The 21,129-nt window shown below is 61.9% G+C and carries 27 protein-coding genes and 2 pseudogenes; all 29 read right to left on the reverse strand.

All coding sequences use genetic code 11. The features are described from left to right. Window positions 1–105 precede the first annotated feature (105 nt). Complete coding sequence (locus ACV22W_RS13120; RefSeq protein ID WP_448019683.1) at window positions 106–600, reverse strand: DUF2514 family protein; 495 nt, start codon at window positions 598–600, stop codon at window positions 106–108. Continuing rightward, a pseudogene (locus tag ACV22W_RS13125) lies at window positions 597–1,021 on the reverse strand (glycoside hydrolase). Before ACV22W_RS13125 ends, ACV22W_RS13120 begins: the two are co-directional and overlap by 4 nt. Window positions 1,022–1,023: 2 nt before the next feature. Then, window positions 1,024–1,308, reverse strand: coding sequence for a holin (locus tag ACV22W_RS13130; RefSeq protein WP_448019685.1), 285 nt, complete (start codon window positions 1,306–1,308; stop codon window positions 1,024–1,026). Window positions 1,309–1,411: 103 nt separating this feature from the next. Then, window positions 1,412–1,846: an XkdW family protein gene (locus tag ACV22W_RS13135; protein WP_448019686.1), complete on the reverse strand. Its 435-nt coding sequence runs from the start codon at window positions 1,844–1,846 to the stop codon at window positions 1,412–1,414. Between the two features lie 9 nt (window positions 1,847–1,855). After that, a complete protein-coding gene (locus ACV22W_RS13140) occupies window positions 1,856–2,881 on the reverse strand; it encodes a hypothetical protein (protein WP_448019687.1) in 1,026 nt (341 codons plus the stop codon). A 2-nt stretch (window positions 2,882–2,883) separates the two neighbouring features. Then, on the reverse strand, window positions 2,884–3,483 hold the full coding sequence (locus tag ACV22W_RS13145; protein WP_448019688.1) for a YmfQ family protein: 600 nt from the start codon (window positions 3,481–3,483) through the stop codon (window positions 2,884–2,886). Continuing rightward, window positions 3,474–3,731, reverse strand: a complete 258-nt coding sequence (locus ACV22W_RS13150; protein WP_448019726.1) for a hypothetical protein — start codon at window positions 3,729–3,731, stop codon at window positions 3,474–3,476. The genes ACV22W_RS13145 and ACV22W_RS13150 overlap by 10 nt, the downstream gene beginning before the upstream one ends. Then, window positions 3,685–4,518 (reverse strand): baseplate J/gp47 family protein, encoded by an 834-nt coding sequence (locus tag ACV22W_RS13155; protein WP_448019690.1) that lies wholly within the window; start codon window positions 4,516–4,518, stop codon window positions 3,685–3,687. The genes ACV22W_RS13150 and ACV22W_RS13155 overlap by 47 nt, the downstream gene beginning before the upstream one ends. Further along, complete coding sequence (locus ACV22W_RS13160; protein ID WP_448019691.1) at window positions 4,490–4,918, reverse strand: phage GP46 family protein; 429 nt, start codon at window positions 4,916–4,918, stop codon at window positions 4,490–4,492. The genes ACV22W_RS13155 and ACV22W_RS13160 overlap by 29 nt, the downstream gene beginning before the upstream one ends. Beyond that, on the reverse strand, window positions 4,915–5,493 hold the full coding sequence (locus ACV22W_RS13165; protein ID WP_448019692.1) for a phage baseplate assembly protein V: 579 nt from the start codon (window positions 5,491–5,493) through the stop codon (window positions 4,915–4,917). The genes ACV22W_RS13160 and ACV22W_RS13165 overlap by 4 nt, the downstream gene beginning before the upstream one ends. Further along, entirely contained in the window at window positions 5,490–6,605 is a 1,116-nt protein-coding gene (locus ACV22W_RS13170) for a phage baseplate assembly protein (RefSeq protein ID WP_448019693.1), read from the reverse strand. Before ACV22W_RS13170 ends, ACV22W_RS13165 begins: the two co-directional genes overlap by 4 nt. Continuing rightward, a complete protein-coding gene (locus ACV22W_RS13175) occupies window positions 6,606–7,886 on the reverse strand; it encodes a DNA circularization protein (RefSeq protein ID WP_448019694.1) in 1,281 nt (426 codons plus the stop codon). It abuts the gene before it with no gap. Further along, window positions 7,852–9,789 carry a phage tail tape measure protein gene (locus ACV22W_RS13180; protein ID WP_448019695.1) on the reverse strand — a complete coding sequence of 646 codons (1,938 nt, stop codon included), beginning with the start codon at window positions 9,787–9,789 and terminating at the stop codon, window positions 7,852–7,854. Before ACV22W_RS13180 ends, ACV22W_RS13175 begins: the two co-directional genes overlap by 35 nt. A 133-nt stretch (window positions 9,790–9,922) precedes the next feature. After that, window positions 9,923–10,213 (reverse strand): phage tail assembly protein, encoded by a 291-nt coding sequence (locus tag ACV22W_RS13185; RefSeq protein ID WP_448019697.1) that lies wholly within the window; start codon window positions 10,211–10,213, stop codon window positions 9,923–9,925. After that, window positions 10,210–10,557 carry a phage tail tube protein gene (locus tag ACV22W_RS13190; protein WP_059474076.1) on the reverse strand — a complete coding sequence of 116 codons (348 nt, stop codon included), beginning with the start codon at window positions 10,555–10,557 and terminating at the stop codon, window positions 10,210–10,212. The genes ACV22W_RS13185 and ACV22W_RS13190 overlap by 4 nt, the downstream gene beginning before the upstream one ends. A gap of 69 nt (window positions 10,558–10,626) precedes the next feature. Further along, a complete protein-coding gene (locus tag ACV22W_RS13195) occupies window positions 10,627–12,123 on the reverse strand; it encodes a phage tail sheath subtilisin-like domain-containing protein (RefSeq protein ID WP_448019698.1) in 1,497 nt (498 codons plus the stop codon). Beyond that, window positions 12,120–12,377: a DUF2635 domain-containing protein gene (locus tag ACV22W_RS13200; protein ID WP_448019700.1), complete on the reverse strand. Its 258-nt coding sequence runs from the start codon at window positions 12,375–12,377 to the stop codon at window positions 12,120–12,122. Before ACV22W_RS13200 ends, ACV22W_RS13195 begins: the two co-directional genes overlap by 4 nt. Further along, complete coding sequence (locus ACV22W_RS13205; protein WP_448019701.1) at window positions 12,374–12,964, reverse strand: phage tail terminator protein; 591 nt, start codon at window positions 12,962–12,964, stop codon at window positions 12,374–12,376. The genes ACV22W_RS13200 and ACV22W_RS13205 overlap by 4 nt, the downstream gene beginning before the upstream one ends. Before the next feature lie 7 nt (window positions 12,965–12,971). After that, on the reverse strand, window positions 12,972–13,442 hold the full coding sequence (locus tag ACV22W_RS13210) for a hypothetical protein (RefSeq protein ID WP_448019702.1): 471 nt from the start codon (window positions 13,440–13,442) through the stop codon (window positions 12,972–12,974). Beyond that, window positions 13,432–13,767 (reverse strand): phage head closure protein, encoded by a 336-nt coding sequence (locus ACV22W_RS13215; protein ID WP_448019704.1) that lies wholly within the window; start codon window positions 13,765–13,767, stop codon window positions 13,432–13,434. The genes ACV22W_RS13210 and ACV22W_RS13215 overlap by 11 nt, the downstream gene beginning before the upstream one ends. Beyond that, the gene (locus ACV22W_RS13220; RefSeq protein WP_448019705.1) at window positions 13,767–14,330 is read right to left on the reverse strand and encodes a hypothetical protein; all 564 of its coding nucleotides are present in this window, start codon (window positions 14,328–14,330) and stop codon (window positions 13,767–13,769) included. The genes ACV22W_RS13215 and ACV22W_RS13220 overlap by 1 nt, the downstream gene beginning before the upstream one ends. A gap of 6 nt (window positions 14,331–14,336) precedes the next feature. Further along, entirely contained in the window at window positions 14,337–14,522 is a 186-nt protein-coding gene (locus tag ACV22W_RS13225; protein WP_224019481.1) for a hypothetical protein, read from the reverse strand. Between the two features lie 59 nt (window positions 14,523–14,581). Continuing rightward, window positions 14,582–15,889, reverse strand: coding sequence for a phage major capsid protein (locus ACV22W_RS13230; RefSeq protein ID WP_448019706.1), 1,308 nt, complete (start codon window positions 15,887–15,889; stop codon window positions 14,582–14,584). Between the two features lie 104 nt (window positions 15,890–15,993). Next, the gene (locus ACV22W_RS13235) at window positions 15,994–16,962 is read right to left on the reverse strand and encodes a S49 family peptidase (protein WP_448019707.1); all 969 of its coding nucleotides are present in this window, start codon (window positions 16,960–16,962) and stop codon (window positions 15,994–15,996) included. Next, window positions 16,959–18,218, reverse strand: a pseudogene (locus ACV22W_RS13240) (phage portal protein). Before ACV22W_RS13240 ends, ACV22W_RS13235 begins: the two are co-directional and overlap by 4 nt. Window positions 18,219–18,222: 4 nt before the next feature. Then, entirely contained in the window at window positions 18,223–18,408 is a 186-nt protein-coding gene (locus ACV22W_RS13245; RefSeq protein ID WP_059461348.1) for a hypothetical protein, read from the reverse strand. Beyond that, window positions 18,405–20,117 (reverse strand): terminase large subunit, encoded by a 1,713-nt coding sequence (locus ACV22W_RS13250; protein ID WP_448019709.1) that lies wholly within the window; start codon window positions 20,115–20,117, stop codon window positions 18,405–18,407. Before ACV22W_RS13250 ends, ACV22W_RS13245 begins: the two co-directional genes overlap by 4 nt. 9 nt (window positions 20,118–20,126) lie before the next feature. Continuing rightward, window positions 20,127–20,612, reverse strand: a complete 486-nt coding sequence (locus tag ACV22W_RS13255) for a phage terminase small subunit P27 family (RefSeq protein ID WP_448019711.1) — start codon at window positions 20,610–20,612, stop codon at window positions 20,127–20,129. Between the two features lie 166 nt (window positions 20,613–20,778). Beyond that, window positions 20,779–21,129 (reverse strand): HNH endonuclease (locus ACV22W_RS13260; RefSeq protein WP_448019712.1); only part of this gene is annotated, 351 nt, incomplete at its 5' end.

Here is a 21,129-nt window from a genome sequence, read left to right on the forward strand (position 1 = left end):
TGGCTGATTCACTGGCACGCACAGTGGAAAGGCGACCGGGCGAATGCTCCAACATTCCCCCGGTCGCCCTGTTTCTCTCGAGACCGCACGGCCTCGATTGCCGCGTTACTGCGACAGATTGGTTGATGCGTTGGTGATCAACGCGTCGTAACTACGCTCACACTGCTGGCCGGCGATGCCTCGCTCGTCAGCGATCTTCGCCAACTCTCCCGCGTGCTCGTCAGCCCGGCCGAACAGGTCGGCAAGCAGATCGAGGGCGTCGCCGGTTGCCGGGCGTCCGGCCGCAGCGCCGGCACGTCGAGCGTCGGCAACGAGCGCGGCGACTTGGCGGCGCAGCCCGTCAGCAACACCGCCGGCAACAGCAGCATCAGCACGTGCCTGATCACGTTCTTTCGCAGCATCGATTGCGATCCCCTGTTGTGCCACCAGGCGGCGGCTGTATTCATCACGTTCAGCCCGCAAGTCATCGATCTGCTTAGCCTGATCGGCGACCTTGGCGGACTGGTCCGCATCACGGTGCCCCTTGAGATACCCGCACGCCGAGCCGGCAATGACACCGGCAATGACGAGCAGCCAGATGCGCGGGTCGATCCACGTCATGCGACCACCTCCCCGCCTGCCGCTCTGTACGCGGCCTGCAAATGTTCGATCCTGTTTTCGTGCTGGCCATAGCCGGCACCTGGCAGACTTGCCCATACGTTCGACACCTTCGCCACCGCCTCCCGGAACCGGCCGGCGTCGATCAACGGCAGTGCGCCGTGTTCGCGCAGCTGCTGCAGCGCGTCAGGATCTGATATCGGCCCGCAGCCGTCGATGGCACCCGGATCTGCCGGTTGAGGACGTTCGGATGCGCTGCATAGCCGGAGAACAGCAGCGGGCGCGACGGCGTCGAGCCGACAAGGACGTTGTAGCCGTCGTCCGACTTCTTCAGCAGATCGGAGCCAATCTCGCTCACGGCAATCATGTCGAGAAACGCGACGCGATTTCGCCCGCCGGCAGCGGTAACAGTGATTCGCGCCATCGTCACTTCTCCCCGAACAGTCGCTTTGCGTTCCGACGCAACAGCACCTCGAGGTACTGCGACCCGATGATGCCGATCGCGCTGCCAAGACCGAGCAGCGCGATCGGCGGCAGATCCGGAATCTGCAACAGCGCGATTCCCGCCACCATCGAAGTTGCAGAGCCCAACATCGCGCGGCCCGCTACCAGGCGAAATGTCAGCTGTTCACCACCTACCAACACCTTCGCGATACCAATCAACCCGCCCATGATGATCAGCTCCAAAATGGTCTTTTCGTGGTCTTGCATCGAATCCCCGTAAACGAAAAAGCCGCCCAAAAGGCGGCAGTGATTTCTGTCCGGCCATACTTGACCGTGATTCCAAACTGCCGGCCACGCTGGGCCGGCAACCTCAACTAGAGGGAGCAAATTCTTCGTCCGGAGATTGGGGCCACTCAATCTCAAACGGAAATCCCGTTTGCTCGGGGATCTTCCGCAGCGCTTCGCGGTACTTCGTCCATGCATCGGCCTGGACCTTGACCGAAGCCGGGGCATCGGGAGGGACCACGGTCTTACCGTCACTACCGCGCAGCGCCATGTCTCGGAAGAGCCGGATATATTCTGCGCGGATCGACTCTTCGTTAGCTTCGAAGTACGCATGCACGTCCGCATCCTCGGGCTGCGGCACCAATTCACTCGCCCAATGCGCGATAAACGGAGGACCGCTTTGCCCTCCGTTCCGCTCTACCGGTTGAGCTGCGCGGTAGTCTTTACCCGGCACGAGGTCGGGATACATGCGCTTCAGGGCAAGCACCATGTGATCATGCGTGTACTTACTGAAATCCATTTGAGGTCCTTATTGGTTACGTAAGACAACACCGCGCTGCCAAATCGCCGTGATCGAACTAGTACTCGCAGCAACGCGGAGCCCTGTCACCACCCACGGGGCAGGCAAATCGATTTGACCGTGAATATTGCTGCTCACGGAACCAACATAGTCAAATTCGGCAAGGCCTGAATCCCACTGCACGCGCGCGCCAGCATTGGCCTTCCCGTTATCGCGGTTATAGAGGTCGGCCAGGACGTCGCTCAACCATGCGTTACGGAACGCCAACAGCACGTTGCCATCGGTCTGAAACACCGCGTTGCCGACATGCAGGTTGCCTGACTGCCACGTTTCACCACCGTCGCTGACGTTCCACGGAACGGCGCTGTACGCGTTGTTAATAATCTCAAGCCCACCGCCATCGCGCGCCCGGAAGTACGTCGTCGAGTTTTGTCCCGGCCTCCGATTCTGAAGCGCAAAATCCGCCTGCCATCCGTCCCGTCCAACCACCGGTCGGTCCTGCATCCGCGGGGCGGCAATGTTTACGGCGTATCCCTGCACCCACTGCTGCGTCGCATATCCGACTACTTGCTTAGCGAGTGCGATGGCACCAAAGTCGGTATTGTCGACAGTGACAAGCACACCACTGCCATCCTTCGCCCAGCCGAGCTTTACGATGTTCGAACCTTGTCCGATCCCTGTCCCCTGTTGAACCGGGGTATAGCCCAACGCATCCTGCTTCTTCGCCGTGGCCTGTGCGACGCGCAGCGGCGTCATCAGCTTCGTGTTGTCCTTGCCCGCCTCGGCCTCCGCTTGACTCGCGATGGAACCAGACACGGAACGCTGGGCGATCGCGAGCACGGCATCGCGTAATTGGGTCGTCGTCGCCTCGTCGGGATTGATGCCCGCCTCCCGCAGGACGTTGAGCACTTCGTCCGTCAGGTCGTTCCCCCACTTTGACGGAATCAACGAGCCGACCTGCCCTGCGCCGGGATCCTCGTCGACGAACTTCCCATCCACCAGGCCGACGCCCGGCACGCTTTTTGGATAATCCATCCCTATACCTCGTAGTCAAAAATCACCAACGTATGCGCGGGTGCATGACGTCGGATGTAGCACTCGATGCCGCTATTCGGATTGCGTCCGAACCGCTCGCCCCAAACTGTCGCGCCCCAGCGGCGACCGTCGCTGCGCCGTCGCCCCATGTGCATCGTCCAGATGTACTGCTGCGCCCACGTACCGAAGCGAGCAACACCGAATCGCGACCGCCCAAACCGCGGCGCGCGGTGCTCCTCGATCCTGGCGTCCGGATAGCCGTTCTCACGTGCGAGCGATTCGAAATACGCGATGCGTTGACCACCAACGCCCAGCAATCGGTTGCGCACTTCGCGCTGTCGCTCTTCGAAGGACTGCGCCGGTCCAAGGCATTCGTCCGGCAGCGCACAGACGCGCTCCCAATCCGGCACAAGCTCGCGCACCGACGCGGCGTCCATCTCGTCGAGCAACGCACGCGTACGGGCATCGATGCGCAGAAATTCCGGAGCCAGGCCGGCGAGCACGCGGTGCACCTGCGGAGCGAGCTCGTCGCTCCATGCCGGACCGGGCGGCAGTAACGCGCGCAGCATCTGCAGATAGTCCGCCTCGTCTTTCACTGCCATTTCACGGCCCCCATCACCGGGAGCTCGTTAGGCTGCAGTGCGACGTCGTCGACGGGCTGCAGCAGCTTGTGATCGCGTTCGCCCCGCGCGCCGCTGATCGCGTGTCTGAGATGCGATTCAAGTACGGTCACGCCGAGCGCCCCCTCCCGTTCCAGCAAATCGGACAGGTTTTCCACGACGGCCGTGCGCGTTGCCTCATCGTCAGGCGAAAGCCGAATATCGAAATCGATCGCGCGGCTTTGGCGCAAGTACGTACAACTCCGCAGTCACCGGCCGCTGCCGCTCGATATACGCCTTCACAGTTGCACACGCTTGCTCATCCGGAACGGAGTTGAGATCGTCGTCGCGCATGAAAAAGACGCCGACCGTACCGAGCCCCATGTAGTGCGGTCGGCACCACGCGCGCGTAACGCCGGGCACCTCGAGCGCCCATGTCACGTAATCGTCTCCGTTCCCCCCGTCAGGCACGAGGCGGTAGGATCGAATGACCCGTTGCCGCAATCGCTCAATCGATTCCTGATCCGTGCCGCCCGAAATTCCGGGATCCAGCACCGCGACCGTGTCCGATACGCCCACGACTGGCGAAATAAACCGCAGCCGCACGCCGGCACCAATGTTGCCCGCAACCCCCGCATCGACGGCTCGCACCTGCATCTTCGCGCCTCCGACTCGAATCGTCGCAGTCTCGACAACCACGTAGCGTCGCTGGTCGTCAGCCTGTAGCAGGGCGCCCGCGTCGATGGTTTTCCCTTCGGCCCCGCTGGCAGATACAAAGCCAGCCGCGGCCGCCGCGTCTTTGCGCGGCACCGCGAGCCGCAGCCGAGCGTGGCGCAACAGCATTTCCTCGTCGCACTCGTCCGGCAGAATCTGCCGTGCCGTCCATCCGAGATAGCCATGCATTTCATGGCTGGCGCCCGAATGGACCCGTACGAGCGCGCGCTGATCCGAGCGCCGGAGCGCTCCATCCGAGGCGGATGTCAGATCGCCGCCCACCCGCTCAATCAGCTCAGGCAGCGTCGGCAACGGAAACGTCATCGAAAATTCTCCACATGTCGTCGTAGTTGATGGTGAACGGCCCGTCGCGATCGTCGGACAGGACAATCTCCCCGATTGCTCGGTCGGTTGCAGCACGCCCAACACCAGCCGCTCGCCTTACACTCACGCTGACCGCTGTCACGATTTCGTCGTCGACCATCCACTGCAGGGCTTCGCGGCAGTACTCTTCGGCACGGCGCAGCACTTCCGCGGTCAACACCTGTCGGCGCAACAGCCATAGACGCGAGCCAGTTCGGTCGCCGGCAACATCCGGGAAGCTATCGCCCCACCATCCCATTCGCTCATCGTCGTCGAGCGGATCGCCGGGCTCCGCACGTCGCCACGTGAATAGGCTGATCTCGACCGCGCGCCGCAACATCGCATCTCGTGCGTCGCTCATTGCATTTCTTCCGTAATGCCGCCGGTCTCCGTGTGACGGTGCCGCGCCGTGCTCTTGCCGTCGACGATGACGTCCGGTGTGCGAATGGGTGCGTCGAACGTCGCCGCCTCGCCACCGCCCTCGCCCGCGCGCACGGCCATGCCAGATTGCGCGGTCAGACGTCCCTTTGCGACAACCTCCTCCGATGCTTCGACGATCGGCGAATTGAGCTCGATTTTTTCGGACGCGTTTACGCGGAACGTGTCCGTTGTCAGCTCGGCGATACGGCCATTGCGCAGAATCAGGCTGTCACCTTCGTTGGTGAAAATCGCAACCTCCCCAGGCTTCAGATTCAGCGGCCGAAATCGGCGATCGGCCACGACCAATGCAACGCCGTGCGACGAGTCGCCGCCGAGAAAACCAACAATCGCCTCGGCGCCGTCCATCGGATGCGACGTGAACCCGTACGGCTCGAAATGCTCGACCCCATCCTTCACCCCGCCCGCCATCAATCGCGTCTGCAACGTCTGCATCTTCGAGGCCGAATTCACGAGCGACACGACCCCGCGAACTAGCCACGCACCCAGTTTGTTCATTGCTTCTCCCAATCGGCCGGCAACAGAAATTCGAAGTTATCCTTGCCTTTCTTCTTGCCCTTGACCTTCTTTCTCTTCGTCAACGGTTCGGCCGCAAAGCCGTCCGGCGGAGCGACCGTCAGCTTCGTGAGCATCCCTTCGGCGTTGCTTTGCGAATATTCGATTTCCACGATCAACATGTCGCGATCGAAGCCGACGATCGAATCGACGACACGGACTATCTGGTTGTGTCGCCAGATTTGGCCGTTCGACTGTCGCCAACCCTGCACCTTGTAGGTCGTCATCAGCGCCTTGCTGATCCGGTTCTCGCTCTCCCACTCGACGCGTTGCCGCGCAAGATCAGCCGTCATCTGACCGGCCTCACGCATCACCATCGTTCGATGCCGCGCGATACGAGGATCCGCCACGCGCGCCTCGATCTCGCTGACGGCGACGCCGAACGCCTCATCGGTCCCGCTGCGCTGCCCCTTGCACACGTACTCGGAGAACACCTGCGAAAAATCAAGCGGCGCATCACCGCCTTTGATATTGACGCCGAGCTCAAGCTTGTCAGACGCCTTGCCGGTGCTCCCCAGCTCGGCAATGACCAGGCGCCCTTGCTCGTCGTCGGTCGACAGCAACCGCGACAACTGCAACAGCCGATCGATCGAATCGAACACCGTTTCGCCGGGCTCGATCGTGTGATCGACCAGCGTTCCTGCATCCCCCGACTCGTCGACGACCTTCACGCCGTACGGCGCGGCCAGCGCCTCGACGATCCGGCCTACGCGCTGCCCCCGCCACTGCGACGGCTTGTTGTCCGCACCGCAGTCGACAAGATCGGCCGTCAGCGACCGGCCGCCGATACCGCACGTAAGCGATGCGGCGTCATACCGGATCGGCGTCGAGAACACGTATCCGGTCAGTACCAGATCGGTCCCGATACGCACCTCGCATCGGTCGCCCTGTTTGACCTGCCGCGGCACATCACCGCTGCCGGGCCACTTCCACGTGATCGCGAGTGCGAAATCGCGCGCTTGCCGTTCGATGCCCGCCGAGATCCGCACGTCGGTCCATCCGGCGAAATCAAGACCGTTGACGGTCAACGTGACGATATTGGAGTTGTCAGCCATCTATCGAGAAAGAATCTTCAGGGGCACGGTCGGCAGGAAGCCTGGGTGCGCAACCCGGTTGCGCATCACAATCTCGTCACCGCGCGCCGCATCGCCGTATTTGCGGTACGCGAGCACGAGTGCCGGCACCGCCTCCGGTGGGGTTAGCGTCACCAGACCGACGCCTTCGCGTGCAACCTTCGCCAAATGCTGCGCGACCTTCACACGGCTGGTGGTCAGTGCCTGGAAATGTTCGCGGGGCGCCGCCATTCCCTGCTGCCACATGGATTCGGAAACCGTCTCTGCAAGGTCGCGGAGATCATCCGCGACCGGCACATCGACAGCGGGCAATGGATTTGCAATCTGCACATCCAGCGCCGGCGCGCCGGCCGGCAACGTGGACGGCGAGTACGTCGGTAACGCGCCGGCGTCGCGCACGACGTCGACCAGCAACACGTCCTGCACGAGGTCGACCGTCGCGGCGAACAACTTGCTCGCCTCGCGCCCGCGCGGCGGCGGAATCTCGTCAAGCATCGAGATCGCCCCCACCTTGCCGAGCGCTCCGGAAATCGCATCCGCGTAACCGGCAGGGGCCACGCGCGCGACAAATGCCGGATCCGATGCTGAACGGAATCGATCCGCGATCGAGCCCGGAATTTCGACGAGCGTTTCGACGAAACTCCGCACGCTTCCGAACAACACCGTGAACGGCGACGCATATCGATAGAGCACGTCGAAAATCGATCCGCCCTGCTGCATGAGACTATCGACCGTGACCTGTGCCAGCTCGACCAACGCAACCGCATCGCGATACCGGCTCAGTGCGGTATCGAGCAACCCGTCGGCGCTGCCGAGTGCCTGCTTACCTGTATTTGCTGCACCGGTCGGATACTTCAGGTCCGGCGCGTCGTGAAACACCAGCGTGAAGCGGACCATCCCGCCATCCGCCTTCACGTGCGTCATGTCGCACTCGCCAGCCTGCACGCGCAGCGAGCCGAGCCACGGATGAATCAACTCACCCGCTCCCTCCTGCTCGAGCGCGTCGAGCAACTTGTCGCGCTGATCGAGACAATCGGAACCGATGACGAAGGCCGTCATCGTGTATTCCCGGGTTTTCTTGCCGTTGTCCTCTGGATAACTGCTGTCCCGCCGCGGATATTCGTGCACAACGACGCGGCGCCCGACCGGCGTCTTGTCGTCGAAAACCTTGAACGGCACACCACGGAACGACGCCGGCCGCAACTTTTCTCGCCAACTCATGATGACCTCATTGCGGCACGCCCGAGAGCGACCGATAGCCAACGCTCGGCGTCACGAACAGGCCCGGTTGATTCGTCTGGGCCTGCTCGACGCGCATCCCCGGAGGCGCGCCATCGAACCGGATTTTCAGGTCGCCCTGGAGCCGTGCATTCGCCGCACCCTGCTGCGCCAGCACGCCGCTCGCTAGACGCGCCGTGCCCGTCGACACTCCGGTTTGTTGCGCCAACGTCCAGTTTCGCAAGCTCGCCGCGCCGGAGCGCAACACGTCGCCCGTTGAAGCGCTACCGCCGTCGAAACCGAGCTTTCCACCGAGCCACTTGGCGCCGCTCATCAGCGGCTCGATATAGGGCTTCACCCGGTCCCACAGCTGCGAAAACCACGTGACGATCGGCTCCCAGTTTTTGATGACGATGCCAAGCGGCGTGAAGTGGAAGAACATCGCCTTGATGCCCTCCCACGCGGCCCCGATCACGATCTTCGTTGCGTCCCAGAGCGCCGACATGAATTCGGTAATCGGCCCCCAGTTTTCCGCGATAACCTGCACGAGCGGGAAGCTGAAAAACACATCCTTGATTCCCGCCCAAACCTTTTCGAAAAACGGTTTGACCTTCGACCAGTTCGCGATCAGAAACCCGGCCGCCAACGCGAGCACACGCACGGCAATCCCCAGCGGCGTGAGGCTCGACACCATCGTGAAAACCTTCATTGCCACAGTCGCGATCGCAGCGGCGCCACGCAATGCGATGAGACCGGCAGCCGCACCGAGTAGCCCTTTGACGAGTTCCGGATTGGCAGTCGCGAACGCGGCGACACTGTCGGCAATCGGGCCGATGAAAGCGAGAAATTCGTTCAACGGCGGCAATACGACGTTGCCGACAGCGATGCCGATCGCCGTAAATCGATTCGACATCAGCTGCAGATTGTTCGCCGTCGTCGCCGCGCGCGCATCGTATTCCTGCTGCATCGAGCCGGCATACAGCGTCGAATTGCCGACCTTCTCGAAATTCTTTTTCAGCAAATCGAGGTTCGTCAGCATCGGGGCGATCGCCTTGATCGACTCGCGACCAAACAACCCCTCAAGCACCGCGGTTTGCTTGACCTTGTCAACCTTGCTCACCGCAGACAGTACCCGCACGATCGTTCCCTGCGCATCCTGCTGCATGCCGGCCGCGACCGCCTTGGCGTCCATCCGCAACGCCTTGAAGATGCCTTGCTGTTTCTTCGACGCACTCCCGCCGGCCGTCAGCGCCAGCATGAAGTTCTGCATGCCGGTCGCGGCGACCTCCTCCTGCACGCCAACGCCGGCCAGCGTCGCACCCATCGCCGCAATCTGGCCGCTCGCCATGCCGGCCACCGCACCCAGCGGGCCGATGCGCGTCACGATCGAAGAAATCTGGCGGGCATTAGCCGGCCCGGTGTTTCCGAGATAGTTAATCTTGTCCGCCAGCGAGACGACCTCGCCCTGCCCCATCTTGAACGCCGTGCGCCACTTCGCCATCATGTCGCCGGATTCCTCGGCCGTCTGGTCAAAGGCGACACCCATCTTCACCGCGTCCTCGGAAAACTGCGCGAGCTCGCTCTTGTCGATGCCCGCCTGGCCGCCGGCCGCCGTGATTTTTGCGATGTCGCGCGCGGCCATCGGCAGACGCTTCGAGAGCCCGAGCACGTCGTCGGTCATCTTCTTGAACTGCTCCGGTGTGTCGAAGTTGACAACCTTCTTCACGTCCGCCATCGACGATTCGAAGTCGATCGCCGCCTTCGTCGCCGCGATGATGGGCGCCGCGATAGCGACGCCCGCCACCACGTCCTTAAAACCGATCTCGCCGAGCCCGTCCGCCTTCAGCCCCTTACGGAAGCCCGCGATATTCTTCCGAATACCCTGCAGCGCCGGTGACAGCTTGTCGACGCCAGTAATCAGCGCCTTGAGTTGAAATTGGTCCGCCACGCTTACGTCTCCGGGACCGCACGACTAATGCGGTTCGCCTGTTCAAAATGCTCGAGAATGATCGAAATCGGGCGCGTCATTTCCAGCTCCGGATCGACGCGCCAGAAATGAGCGAGCTCGTAGACGCCGCCGATCAGGTCGTCGGCGTCTGAGACGCCCGAGTCAAGAAAAAACCCGCGACCGTCCAGCAGATCGAGTTGAAATCGACCAAGTCGATCTGATCGACCGACGACGGCGGAATACTCGCGAGGCGCGCGATGTACTGCGCGACGATGTCCGGGCGTACGTGCACGTTTTCCTCGCGATCGAGCGCATACGGCAGCGCCTTAATCGCCCGCACATCGGCCGGCGTCGGTTCGCGCAGATCGAGTTCAGTCAACGACTCGTCATGCGCGTCGACCGGCTTGCTGAGTCGAATTTTCATTGCCACCGTCCTTTCACACCGTTGAATTCCAGCGATGCCTTACCGTCATCGCCCGTCGCCGCCGGTTCGCCCACGACGTACGCGCCACTCAGCACGTACACGCGACCGTTCTTGAATTCCACGGTCACGACCATGTCGTCCGCGGATTGGATTTTCGCGATCGGAAAGCTCTTCTCGAACACCGCGTCGACCTTCACGTACGGCACGCGATCCTCTTCTTTATAGAGGCCCGGCAAAATGCTCTCGCGCTTCACGTCCGACAGCGGGCACTCGACGCCTCCCGTCACGGAAAACTGCTCGCCATCCGCCTTCACGTAGGCGGTTCCGGCGACCTTCTGACCCATATCGGTCTCCTGAAATGACAGCGGCCCGCACGATGGCGGGCCGCTCGGTTTGCACTATCGTCGACGCCGTCAGGCCGCCGCTGCTTCCGGGTACTGCAACCGGAACTGGTTCAACAGCCCGAAGATGCGCAGCTGGTTGATGTAGTCCGGCGGGAACAGCACATCGATGCGGTTCGGGTTCGTCTTGTTGATCTCGACGATCAGGTATTGCGCGAACAGGTCGGCGTTTTCGACGATGCCGGCCAGTTCCAGCTCGTCGTATGCGGCGATCAGCTCCGCGCGGATGATCTTCGGCGTCACGATCGCGGCGCCCGGCCCGAATCTGGTCCCGTCGACCGCCAGCTTGTGCCGACCGTACTTGCTCGTAATCCGCTGGCGCAGGAACCGCATCACGTACCCGGTTGTATGCAACGTCTCCGAATCGAGGTAGCTGTTGTCCGACTGCCCGTAGGCGTTCCGCTGGTACGTCGTCACCGCGCGCTCGATTCGAACCGAGCCATCCGCGGAGTTCGTCGTTGCGATGCCGCTCGTCAGCAACGACTGCCGCTCGTTCAGGATGAACCGCTTCCCCGGCCGAGCCGCGCTGATCCCGACAAGCAGCCCGGTTTGCGTCGGCCGTGCCGGATCGGCCGAAATGAAGACCGCTTGCCGCGCACCGAACGCCGCGGCCTGCTCCCACGACGGGCGTGGCGAATCGGGCTCGAAACCGTTGATCGTCATGTGCTGATCGTTGCGCACACGGCCCGCGGCGACCAGTTGGCCCGGCGTGCCGCGGCGCGCCGAGTAGACATGCCCGTACAACATCGACGACCACGCCCAGCGCCCCGATACGTCGTTCATCCATTCGGCGAATGCATCCAGCGACGTCGGATCCGTCCACGGCTGGCAGACGAATTCAAATTCCTCGTCGCCCACAACCGCCAGGACGTCAGCCAGTTCGGGCGAGCCCGCACCGCCGGTCATCGGCGTCACCGTCGCATTCAGCCCCGCCGGCAAACGCTCGTTCGCAGCAAGGCCGCCGCGGTTGAATTCGACCGCGATGTCATTGCTCGTGTCGCCCTTCCACTTGCACGTCAGTTCCAGTTTGACGCCCGCAATGGCTGCGCGCACCGGCATGTTGGCGGTCCCGTTCACGGCAGCGACGAGCTGCAGCAGGACATCAGCCGCAACCGCCCCGCTCGCGACGGTCACGCGCACGCGCCGGCCCGCGACGTAAAGCGACAGCAGACCGGTCTCCGTCGCCGTGCCAACCAGCTCGATCGTGCTCTTTGCCGCCACACCTTCCGCGACCTTGACCGCGATCCCCCACACTTCGCCAACCGGGTCGCCGCGGCGCCACATGTCGCTCATCGCAGCGAGCATCGACCCTTCACCGGCCAGTGCGATCGCATCGCTCGTACGCGACAGCAACGTGAGCGCCGGCGCATCGACAACAGCATCGTCGTTCGCCTGCCCGATGATCAGACGGCGCAGCGTGCTACCGCCCGTTGCCGCCGCCGAGTTGTCGATTTCGGCATAGAACAACGGCACCGCGAGATCCGCGGGAATATTGTTGAAGCTGATCATCCCTTACTCCCCTTGGTTGCCTTGCCTTGAGCAGTACCGGCCGGCTCTGCCTCCGCAACTTCGGCGGCGGCCGGCTCCGGCTTCGCAGCCACATCGCCCGGTTCCGCGATTTCAACCACATCGCCCGACTGCACGCAGCGGCGCCAGTAAACATTTCGCGGCACATCGCGGCCGTCGACCGGCAGATCGTCACCGCGCGACGGGTCGCGAACGATTCGCCCGTCCGCGGGCTTCACGCGCATCGTTTTTGTCATCGTTCATCCTTCAGCTCAACACGGAGCTCCATTTCGATCCGGCCGTCCGGGCCGGGCTTTTTCAGATTCGGGTCTGCCATGGGGTCGATGGCATCGACGTGAATGTCGATGCCCTGCAAAGCAGGCAATTTATCCAGCATGTCCTCGTGCCAGGTCTCGGGATCGTCGTCACTACCGAGGGTCCACATCGCCGAAAAACCGAACCGATAGAGAACGCGAAAACGGTCGGTCGATACGAGATCGCACCCCGTGTATTCGATCGGTTCGTATCGCTTGTCGGGCGTCCAGCCAACGAGCGAGCGCAGTAGCGCCGCGCGTACGTCATGCAGCTCGTCGGCCGCCGCCTGCCCGCGCTCGTTCCCCTGCTTCAGCGCGACGATGACGTCGAACTCGTCGGCAATGTCCTGCCTCGTCCCGTTTTGCAACTGGTTGGGCTCCGGGTCGTCGCCGGTCATCACGACGAACGCAGCGGGCATTTCCAGCTTTGCGCTGTCCTCCAATGCCGCCCAATCGATGCCACCGGACACGCGACGCTCGAACAACGGACAGAAATCGCGCACATGCGCGATCGTCGGCGATAGCTTCATGGCAACCTCAACGGATCGTAAGAGCGCGGCGGTACACGTCGACGAGCAATGCACGAACCTCGCGCACGCTGTCGTCCTTCGCGTCGACCATGTAGTTGCCGCGCGGCTCAATACGCCAGTTGGACGTGCCGCGCGACCCGCGATCACGGCGCACGCCGCGTTTACGCCGTGCGCCGTAATACAGGAATGCCGGATAGAAATCGCGCATGCCCGCGATCTTCTGCGGCATGACCTTGACCATGAACCCCGAACGCGAAACCTTGGTCTTGATCGACCGCTGAAGCCGTCCAGTTTGGCGCGCCGGATACCGCCCCGGTGCCGACCGGCCACGAATCGCAACAAGCGCCTTTGCACGACGCTCGACGATGCGGCCGGCCTTGCGCATTCCTTTCCGAACTTCGCGCTTGTCGAAATCGATCAACCGATCGAAGCCTTCAAACCCTTCGATATGCAGCGCAATATCAGCGTTACCCACCATGTCGGAGTTCCTCCACTTCGAGCACCGTAAAGCGCCGCACGCTGTTCAGATCGCCGACACGTTTCACACGAAATACCTGCTCGCGATACACCACCTCGTAGTCGCTCGTGACGCCATCGACGTATCTCAGGTACATCCGGTGAGTGATCTTTTCGTCGATCTGTACGCTGCCGCTGTATACGGCCGCACCGACCGGCTCGATCTTCGCCCAGCGCGACCTTTGCTGCTGAAATTCAGATTCGAGCTCGGCATCGCGATAGGGATAGTCCCGGCGCTCACGCAACTGCACCCGCCGATTAAGCTCTCCGATTCGTGGAATGCGCATCAGAACCTCGGTGGAACCGTGATTGGAGTGAGAAGGGCATCCGCAAAGCTGCTTGGCATTGCCACGATCGATTGCCCCGACGAGAAAAGCTCCCGGTTTTCGTAGGCCCACGCCGCTGCAAGAAGCATCCACGAGCGAACCGAAGGAAAGTGCTCGAGATCAATTCCGGCTCGATAAGTGAGCGTCGGTGCGCCGACTGTCGGCCAATGACCGTTCAACGGCACAAGAATAGTCTCGCGCCCGAGTTGAACTAGCTCGAATTCAGCTTCGCGTAGCGTCAAACGCTCACCGGACATCGAACGAACCGCAACCGCATCCATCGCGAAGACCTGCCCTACGGACAGTGGAATCTCGCCTTTTGGGAAGGATCCGAGCCGCTCGACATAGCGTGCCTTCCGGATAGCGGCGCCCGACTTGCTCTCGGCTGCCTGACGCGCACCGGGAATCACCACTTGTTCGATGAACGCTCGCTCATCGTCATCATCGATTCGGCACTGCGAGGCGACGTCCTCGAAGGTAAGCGGCTCCGCGTCGCCTAGGTACTCGACGAGAACTGCGGCCATCTTGTGTTACCCCTTGGCCGCGGCGGCCTTCGACGCTTCAGCCTTCGCAGGCGCTTTCGTCTCCTTCAGCTCGCGTTCGTGCGCCTGTGCAATTCCTGCGTCGATGAGCCGATCGGCGTACTCGTCCTCGAACCCTGCAACGTCACCGGGCGTGTACTGCGCGTAATGTCGCTTGAACTTCACCACTTTCATGCTTTTCTCCAAATTGCGCCCCCCCCACTATCTGGCGGCCCGCATGGTTGCAGATTCGCTCACGCGCCCCAGGTCACGCCGGCCAGCACCGAAATCGACTCGACGTGACGCGGGCCGAAGTCGTTCTTCGCGATAACGCGAATCAGCGTCTGGTCGCGCTGGAATGCGCTGATCATGTTGCCGTCGGCGTCTTTGTAGGTCGCCTCCTTGCTGTAGTCGATTTCGAGCGTTTCTTCCTCGCCGATGAACACGTCGCCGAAGTCGGTGAAGTAGATTTCCGACTCCTTGCCGGCGTCGCCGAGATTGATCGGCACCTGCGTCGTCTTGCCGACCGGGTACCCTTTGAGCATGCCGTTGGCGAGTTCCGGATAGACCTTGTTGCCATTCCCGTCGCGCAAGCCTTCGAGGAAGCGAAACGTGCGCGGAGCCATGATCCAGCCCGGCTCCGTCAGATTGGCGTCTGCGTTCTCGAGCGCGAGAATGGCTTTGCCGAGATCCGTTTCGATCTTCTGCAGCGTCGCGCCGTCGCTCGCCGTGATCACGTTGCCGGGAATCGCCCAGAAGCGCAGCCCCTTCGGGGTGTTCGCCGTGCCATCGTCGCGGATGAATGCCTTGTCTTCGCGTGCACCGATCGCAGATGTAAGGTCGCCGACGACGATCTGATCGACGTTCGGATTCACGCCGGCGTACTTGATCAGATCGTTCGCGATCGGCACCAGCGCGGCCATCTTCTTCGCCGTGAGTTTGAGATCGTCGAACTGTTGTTGAGTCGTCGGGATGTCCGTGTCGGCGCCGATGTAACCGACGATCGCGCCGCCCTTGAGGCGCGGGATGGTAATGTTTCCGTTCGAGAGCGGCAGCGTACGAGCTCCGAGCTTCCGGACAACGGACTTCGGGCGCAGCAGTTCGATGACCTCGCTCGACAGGTTCTCGGGCACCAGGACACCGCCGGCACCCGGCGAAAGGGTGTTCAGCGACATGGCGACGTCCTCGCCGAAGCCGCGCTCGATTGCAATCTTCGACGCGAGCTGCGCGTCGCCGCGCGCTGCCGCGAGCGCGCGAACCATGCGCGCCATCTTCGCGCCCTTGATTTCCGGAGCCTTCGGCTGCGCGGGCACGGACGCCGCAGCCGGCGCAGTGACTGCTGCCGGCGCCGGATCGACCGGCACTGCGGCGGCTGCGGCCATGCGCTCCGCGGCTTCTGCGCGCTCGATTTGCGCAGTCAGATCGTTGAACTTCGAACTGAGCTGTTCGAATTCAGCCTGCTGCTCGACCGACAAGGCGGTGCCGCCCAACTCGATCTGTGCCAGCGCCTGAACACGCTGGTTGATGGCAGCGCGTTCGCGGCGGAGTTCGTTGATGTTCACTTACCCTTCTCCTAAAAAAAATGCCACCCGAAGGTGGCAGTGCTCAACTGAGACGCGAACGCGCTCTGATGTTGATCGTGAAAAATCCGATTTCTTGCGGCTGGTTACATCATGGATTGCATGTTCATCGCCGCCGCACGGGCCGACACACTACGTCGGGCATTCACGCTCTGGCGCTCCGCTCGCGACGCGCGCACTTCCGCAGCAATCCGGTTGATCGCTGCCTGCGGCGTCTCGATGCTGTCGGCCAGCCCGGCGTCGACGCCTTGCTGCCCGAAAAAGATGCCCGCCTGCGTGTCCTTCACCGCCTGCGTGCTCAAGCCACGGAAGTTCGCGATCGCGTCGACAAACTGCTTGTAGCTGTTTTGCACCATGCTGGTAAGGAACGATAGCGACTGGTCGCTCAGCGGCTCATGCGGCGTCAGGTCGTTCTTGTGATCGCCGGCAAACACCGACGTCACCTTGATTCCCTGCTGTTCGTCACGCTGCGAGACGTCGAGATGGTTGGCGATCACGCCAATGGACCCAACACCCGATGTGCGGCTGACGATCACCTTCGACGCCGCGGCAGCGATGAGATAGCCACCCGAGAAGGCCGAGAAGTTGACGATCGCCGTGATCGGCTTGACCAGCGATGCAGCGCGAATGTCGTCAGCCAACTCGAACGCACCGGTCGCACTGCCACCGTTGCTGTCGATGTCGAGAACGATATGTTCGACGGCCGGATCCCCAACCGCCTGATTCACGGCAGTACGCAAACCCTCGTAGCTGGTCATCGGCTCGCATGGATTCATGTGCGCCGAGCGCGACACCAGGATTCCCGATACAGGAATGATGTCCATTCCTGTATCTGCTACCAGGGTACGACGACGCTCGGACGCCGCGGCCATCTGCGCGCTGCTGTCGTAGTCGTCGTCCTCCATGATCTTCGGCTGCACACCGTTCACGGTCAGATTGACGATATTCAGGTTGAGCGCCTGGTTCGCCCACTGCACCGCGAGCGACATCATCGGGTCCGTGACGAGCTGCGGCTGGTTGAAAATCAGACTTGCAAGTCTGAGGTGCGGTCTCACGATAGGATCCTCTCAATTTCGCCGATTTGTGCTTTCGTCGGCTCGGTTTTGCCGACTGGAAGCTGCTGCGGCTTGGATGCATCGACCATGTTCATCGGACTCAGGTAGACGTCGCCGCCCTTGACCGGCGGCATATTCTCAAGCCGCCGAATGTCGTTGATCGACAGCCAGCCCCACTGACGCCCGACCGCATAAGCGGCATAGCGCGATGCTTGATCGCCTCGCAGAAGACCCGAAAGGTTGTACTCGATGAAGTACTGCTTACGCTCCGACGGCAGCAGCAGATCGCGCGTCTTCGCCTGTTCGTGCCGCTTGACCCACGGCAACAACGTATAGATGACGAACTGAAGCGATTGATGCTCGATGTTGCTGAACGTGGCCCGCTCCAGCTCGTTCACCATGTGAGCCGGGATCTTGTAGATTCGAGCAATGTCGAGCGCCGAGAGGCGCAGCGCATCAATCAACGCTGCGTCAACGTTTGTCATCGACAACGGTCTGAACGTCATGCCCTCCTGCAACAACGCGACTTTCTTCGCGTTGCCTGACCCACCGAATTTTGCGTTCCAGCCGTCCGTGATTCGATCCACGCTGGCCTGGTCCTTAAGCGCTGGACTGTCCTTGGGCCGCTCAATCACGCCCGACAGCGTGGTGCCGTTCATGAACGACTTGCCGGCATACTGCTGGATCGCCTGCGCGTGCCCAATCGCGTTCGCATGCAGCAGGACAGGTGACAAACCCGTGTAGCCGTTGATCGACATCTAGCGAACGTGATGCACCTGCCGCTTCGGCATCGGCTCGCCCCCGTAGACCCGATAGACCGGCATGAGGTCCGAGCCCTTCATGACCGTCACAGCCTCGTTATCCAGCGGATACAGCCCGCGAATGACCCCATCCTGATCGCGATCGATGAAGCTGTAGCTGTTGCCGCGCAGGCCGGCCGCAACCTGCGACTGTTCCTGATACTCAAACGGCGTCTGCCATGGGTTTGGCTCGTACTTCAGGATCGAATACAGAGGATGATCCGTCGCCGGCTTCCGGTCGTCACCAGCGCGCTCGTACAGCTCGATCGGCAACTGCGCGATGCTCTCCGAAAGCAGCGTTATGCAGTTTTGCAAGACCGTCAGTGCCAGTGCGCTTGCCGGAGTCACGACCTGCCCCGCGTCCGATCGGGAGCTACCGAGCAGCGCCGACAGCCAGCCGCCGGACCCCATCTGCGTCTGACCGGGGTTGGATAGCAATTGCCTACTGAAAAACATTGGTCTACTCCTTCGGCTGCCTGACTTGCTGCGCACGAGCCGCTGCCATATCCGCCAAGAGCGCCCACAGCAGAAGCAGGACACCCGCGACAATCAGGCCGATCGGCAGACTGATCAACATCACTCCCGTCACCAGCAACGCGAACCCGAGCAGGCCGGCCACCCAGGCCGCAATGCCTATTGAATTCAAACGCCCACTCCTTGATCGTAGATCGACTCAGAATCGACTCTGTCGGCCAGCATGGCCCGACCTATCGCCATAATCAGCGCAACAGCGCCGTCGATTTTGTTGTCGTTTCCCTGCTTGATCGGGCGCACCACATCGTCGTTGCCCGGCAGGTTCTTGCCGATGACGTTGCTGATACACCACGTCATGATCGGGTTTCCGTCATGATGAAACCGGCCAGATGCAATGGCCGCCTCCAGCTCCTTCATCGGGTCCGACATGTTCGTGTAGTTCTGGACGATCGTGACCGGCGTCAGCCCTTCGTCTTCAAGCTGATGCGAGAGGTTCGTCGCGCCGTGTGGGTCCAGCGGAGTGCATTGCACCGGGCAGATCCGGTTCGCGTCCTTTGCCTCTTCGAGAATGTCGCGATAGTCAATTTCCGCGCCGTCCGTTTCGAGCAGAAATCCCTGATTGATCCACGCCTGATACCGCTCCGCCATACGACGGTTCTCGGTATTGTGCACAGTGTCCTCAGGCACCCAGAATCTCGGTGCAACGCAGAAGTAATGCCGCCTCCCGTCGATGTCGCGCCAGAAAAGCCGAGCCATGCTGTTCAGGTCGAGCTTGCGCGCCATATCGAGCGCGAGCACGCTGTCTTGCCCCTCGAACTGTTCCAGCTTCAGTGATCGGTCCTCGCACGCCTTCCAGTCTTCGAGGTTGAAATAGCCTGTCTTGGCCGATGTCCACACGTTCAAGTGCTTCGTCTTGAACGTATTCGTGAAGCGTGCCGACTTGATCGCGCGTTGCTGCTGGCTCTCCAGATACTCCTGATAAACCGAAATTCCGATATTCGGATTCGCCTTCGCTAGCACGCACGGATCGGTCCAATCGTCCCCTTCGTCGATCGTCCAGATCCACCCGAAAAGCTCGTCGTCGGGAACCGTCCCTTCGAGCATTTCGATCACCTGTCGGCGCTTGTCGAAGCACGGGCCTTCGATGTTTGCACCGGCCGTGGTGATGATGAACATCAGCGGCTGCCTACGAGCCCCCATGCCAGTCAGCATCGTTTCGTACAGTGCAGCGCTATCGTGCTCGTGATACTCGTCCACGATCGCGCAGGACGGCGACGCACCATCGCCAGGGTTCCCGATGATCGGCTCGAATCGACTACCGTCGGCCGGCTTGTTCATGTTCGAGGCATTGACCTCGATTCCAGCCGAATCGACGAGCATCGGCGAGCGCTTGACCATCAGCTGCGCTGGGCGGAAAACCTCCCATGCCTGCTTTTCCGACGTCGCGCCCGAATAAACCTCCGCGCCAAACTCGTCATCAAGCACGAACATCCCAATACCGACACCAGCGGCGATCACCGATTTGCCGTTCTTTCTCGGCACCTCCCAGTAGCTTTCGCGGAACCGGCGCTTGCCGGTGCGCCTATTGACCCAGCCGAAGGTCGCCATCAGGCCGAACTTCTGCCAAGGCTCCAGAGTTACCAATTGCCCCTTAAACGCCCACTCGCCTTTCGTGTGCGGCAGCAGCTCAATGAACTCGAGCTTTCGCTCAGCGGCTGCCGGATCGAACTTCCAGCGGAAATCCTTCTTTCGGCTCGCCGCAAGGTCGTCAAGGTGGCGCTTGCAAGCAAGTTGCACATACCGGCAAGCGAAGCGCTTGCCACGAACGACTTCTCGCGCGAACTTGAGCCCCTGCTCTACGCGCGGGAAATTTGTCGCCATGTCTTCCAATCATTTGCCGAGCAGCTTCGCGAAAGGGTTATCTGGTGTTTTCGGCTTCGCGCCGACCAGGCGCTGCCGACTAGCCGGGTCGAGCCCCAGCATTGCGCCGAAGCTCGCCATTTGAGCCGCGGCCTCCTTGACAACGGTCGCGGCCGGATTCTTCATCGGACTGCCTTGTGAGCTGTCGACGACAGGGCCGTTGCGAGTCAACTCGTCCTGAGCAGTTCGCCAGTTGCCGTAGGCCGCACAGAAGATTTCGACAATGTGCAGGTCCGTCACTTGCAAGATTTTTTGCCCGCAAAGCAGCGGAACAACGCGCTCCCACATGTCACGCGCCTCGCCGGCAATCCACTCCGGCGGCTCGATGTTCGTGACCAAGCCAAAATCCGGCTCGTCCTTATTCAGCGCGCGTTTGCCGGGATTTCTCGCAGCGACTTTCCGTGCGGTCGGCTTGGGTTTTCTGCCCCGCCCCGGCACTGACGCGATACCTCCCACTGGCCAACTCCTGAATTTTTAATTTCGCGGGCGTAAAGATTCGACGAGGCGGGCGGTCCCGGAGGCGATGCCTCCCAGACTTTTTTACCCCCCCCTCCCGGTCAGCCTCGACCCGCCCCGCCTCCGCCGCTCCCTGAGCCCTCGCTACGAGGCGGCCGTGCACGCGTCACCGCAGGCGCTCGCGCGCCGTCTTGGCAGCGTGACAGTCACGACAGATTGCTTGCAGGTTCTCGTCACGGTCACTCCCACCTCGCGCCTTCGAGATAACATGGTCGACAGCAGTCGCCGGCGTCACTCGCTCGGCTTGCAGGCAGGGCTGACAAAGGCCAGCGTCACGGCGCAGGATTCGCATTCTGATCCGTTCCCACGCGCTTCCGTATCCCCGCGCATGGCGATTGCCGCGAACGGTATCTGGCCTCCATTTGACAGCCTCCTGCGCATGCTGATCGCAGTGCGTCTTGCCATCCGCAACAAGCGCACCGCATCCCCGATGCTTGCAGGGCTTCATCGGTCGGGC

This window comes from Burkholderia sp. AW49-1 (assembly GCF_053427845.1).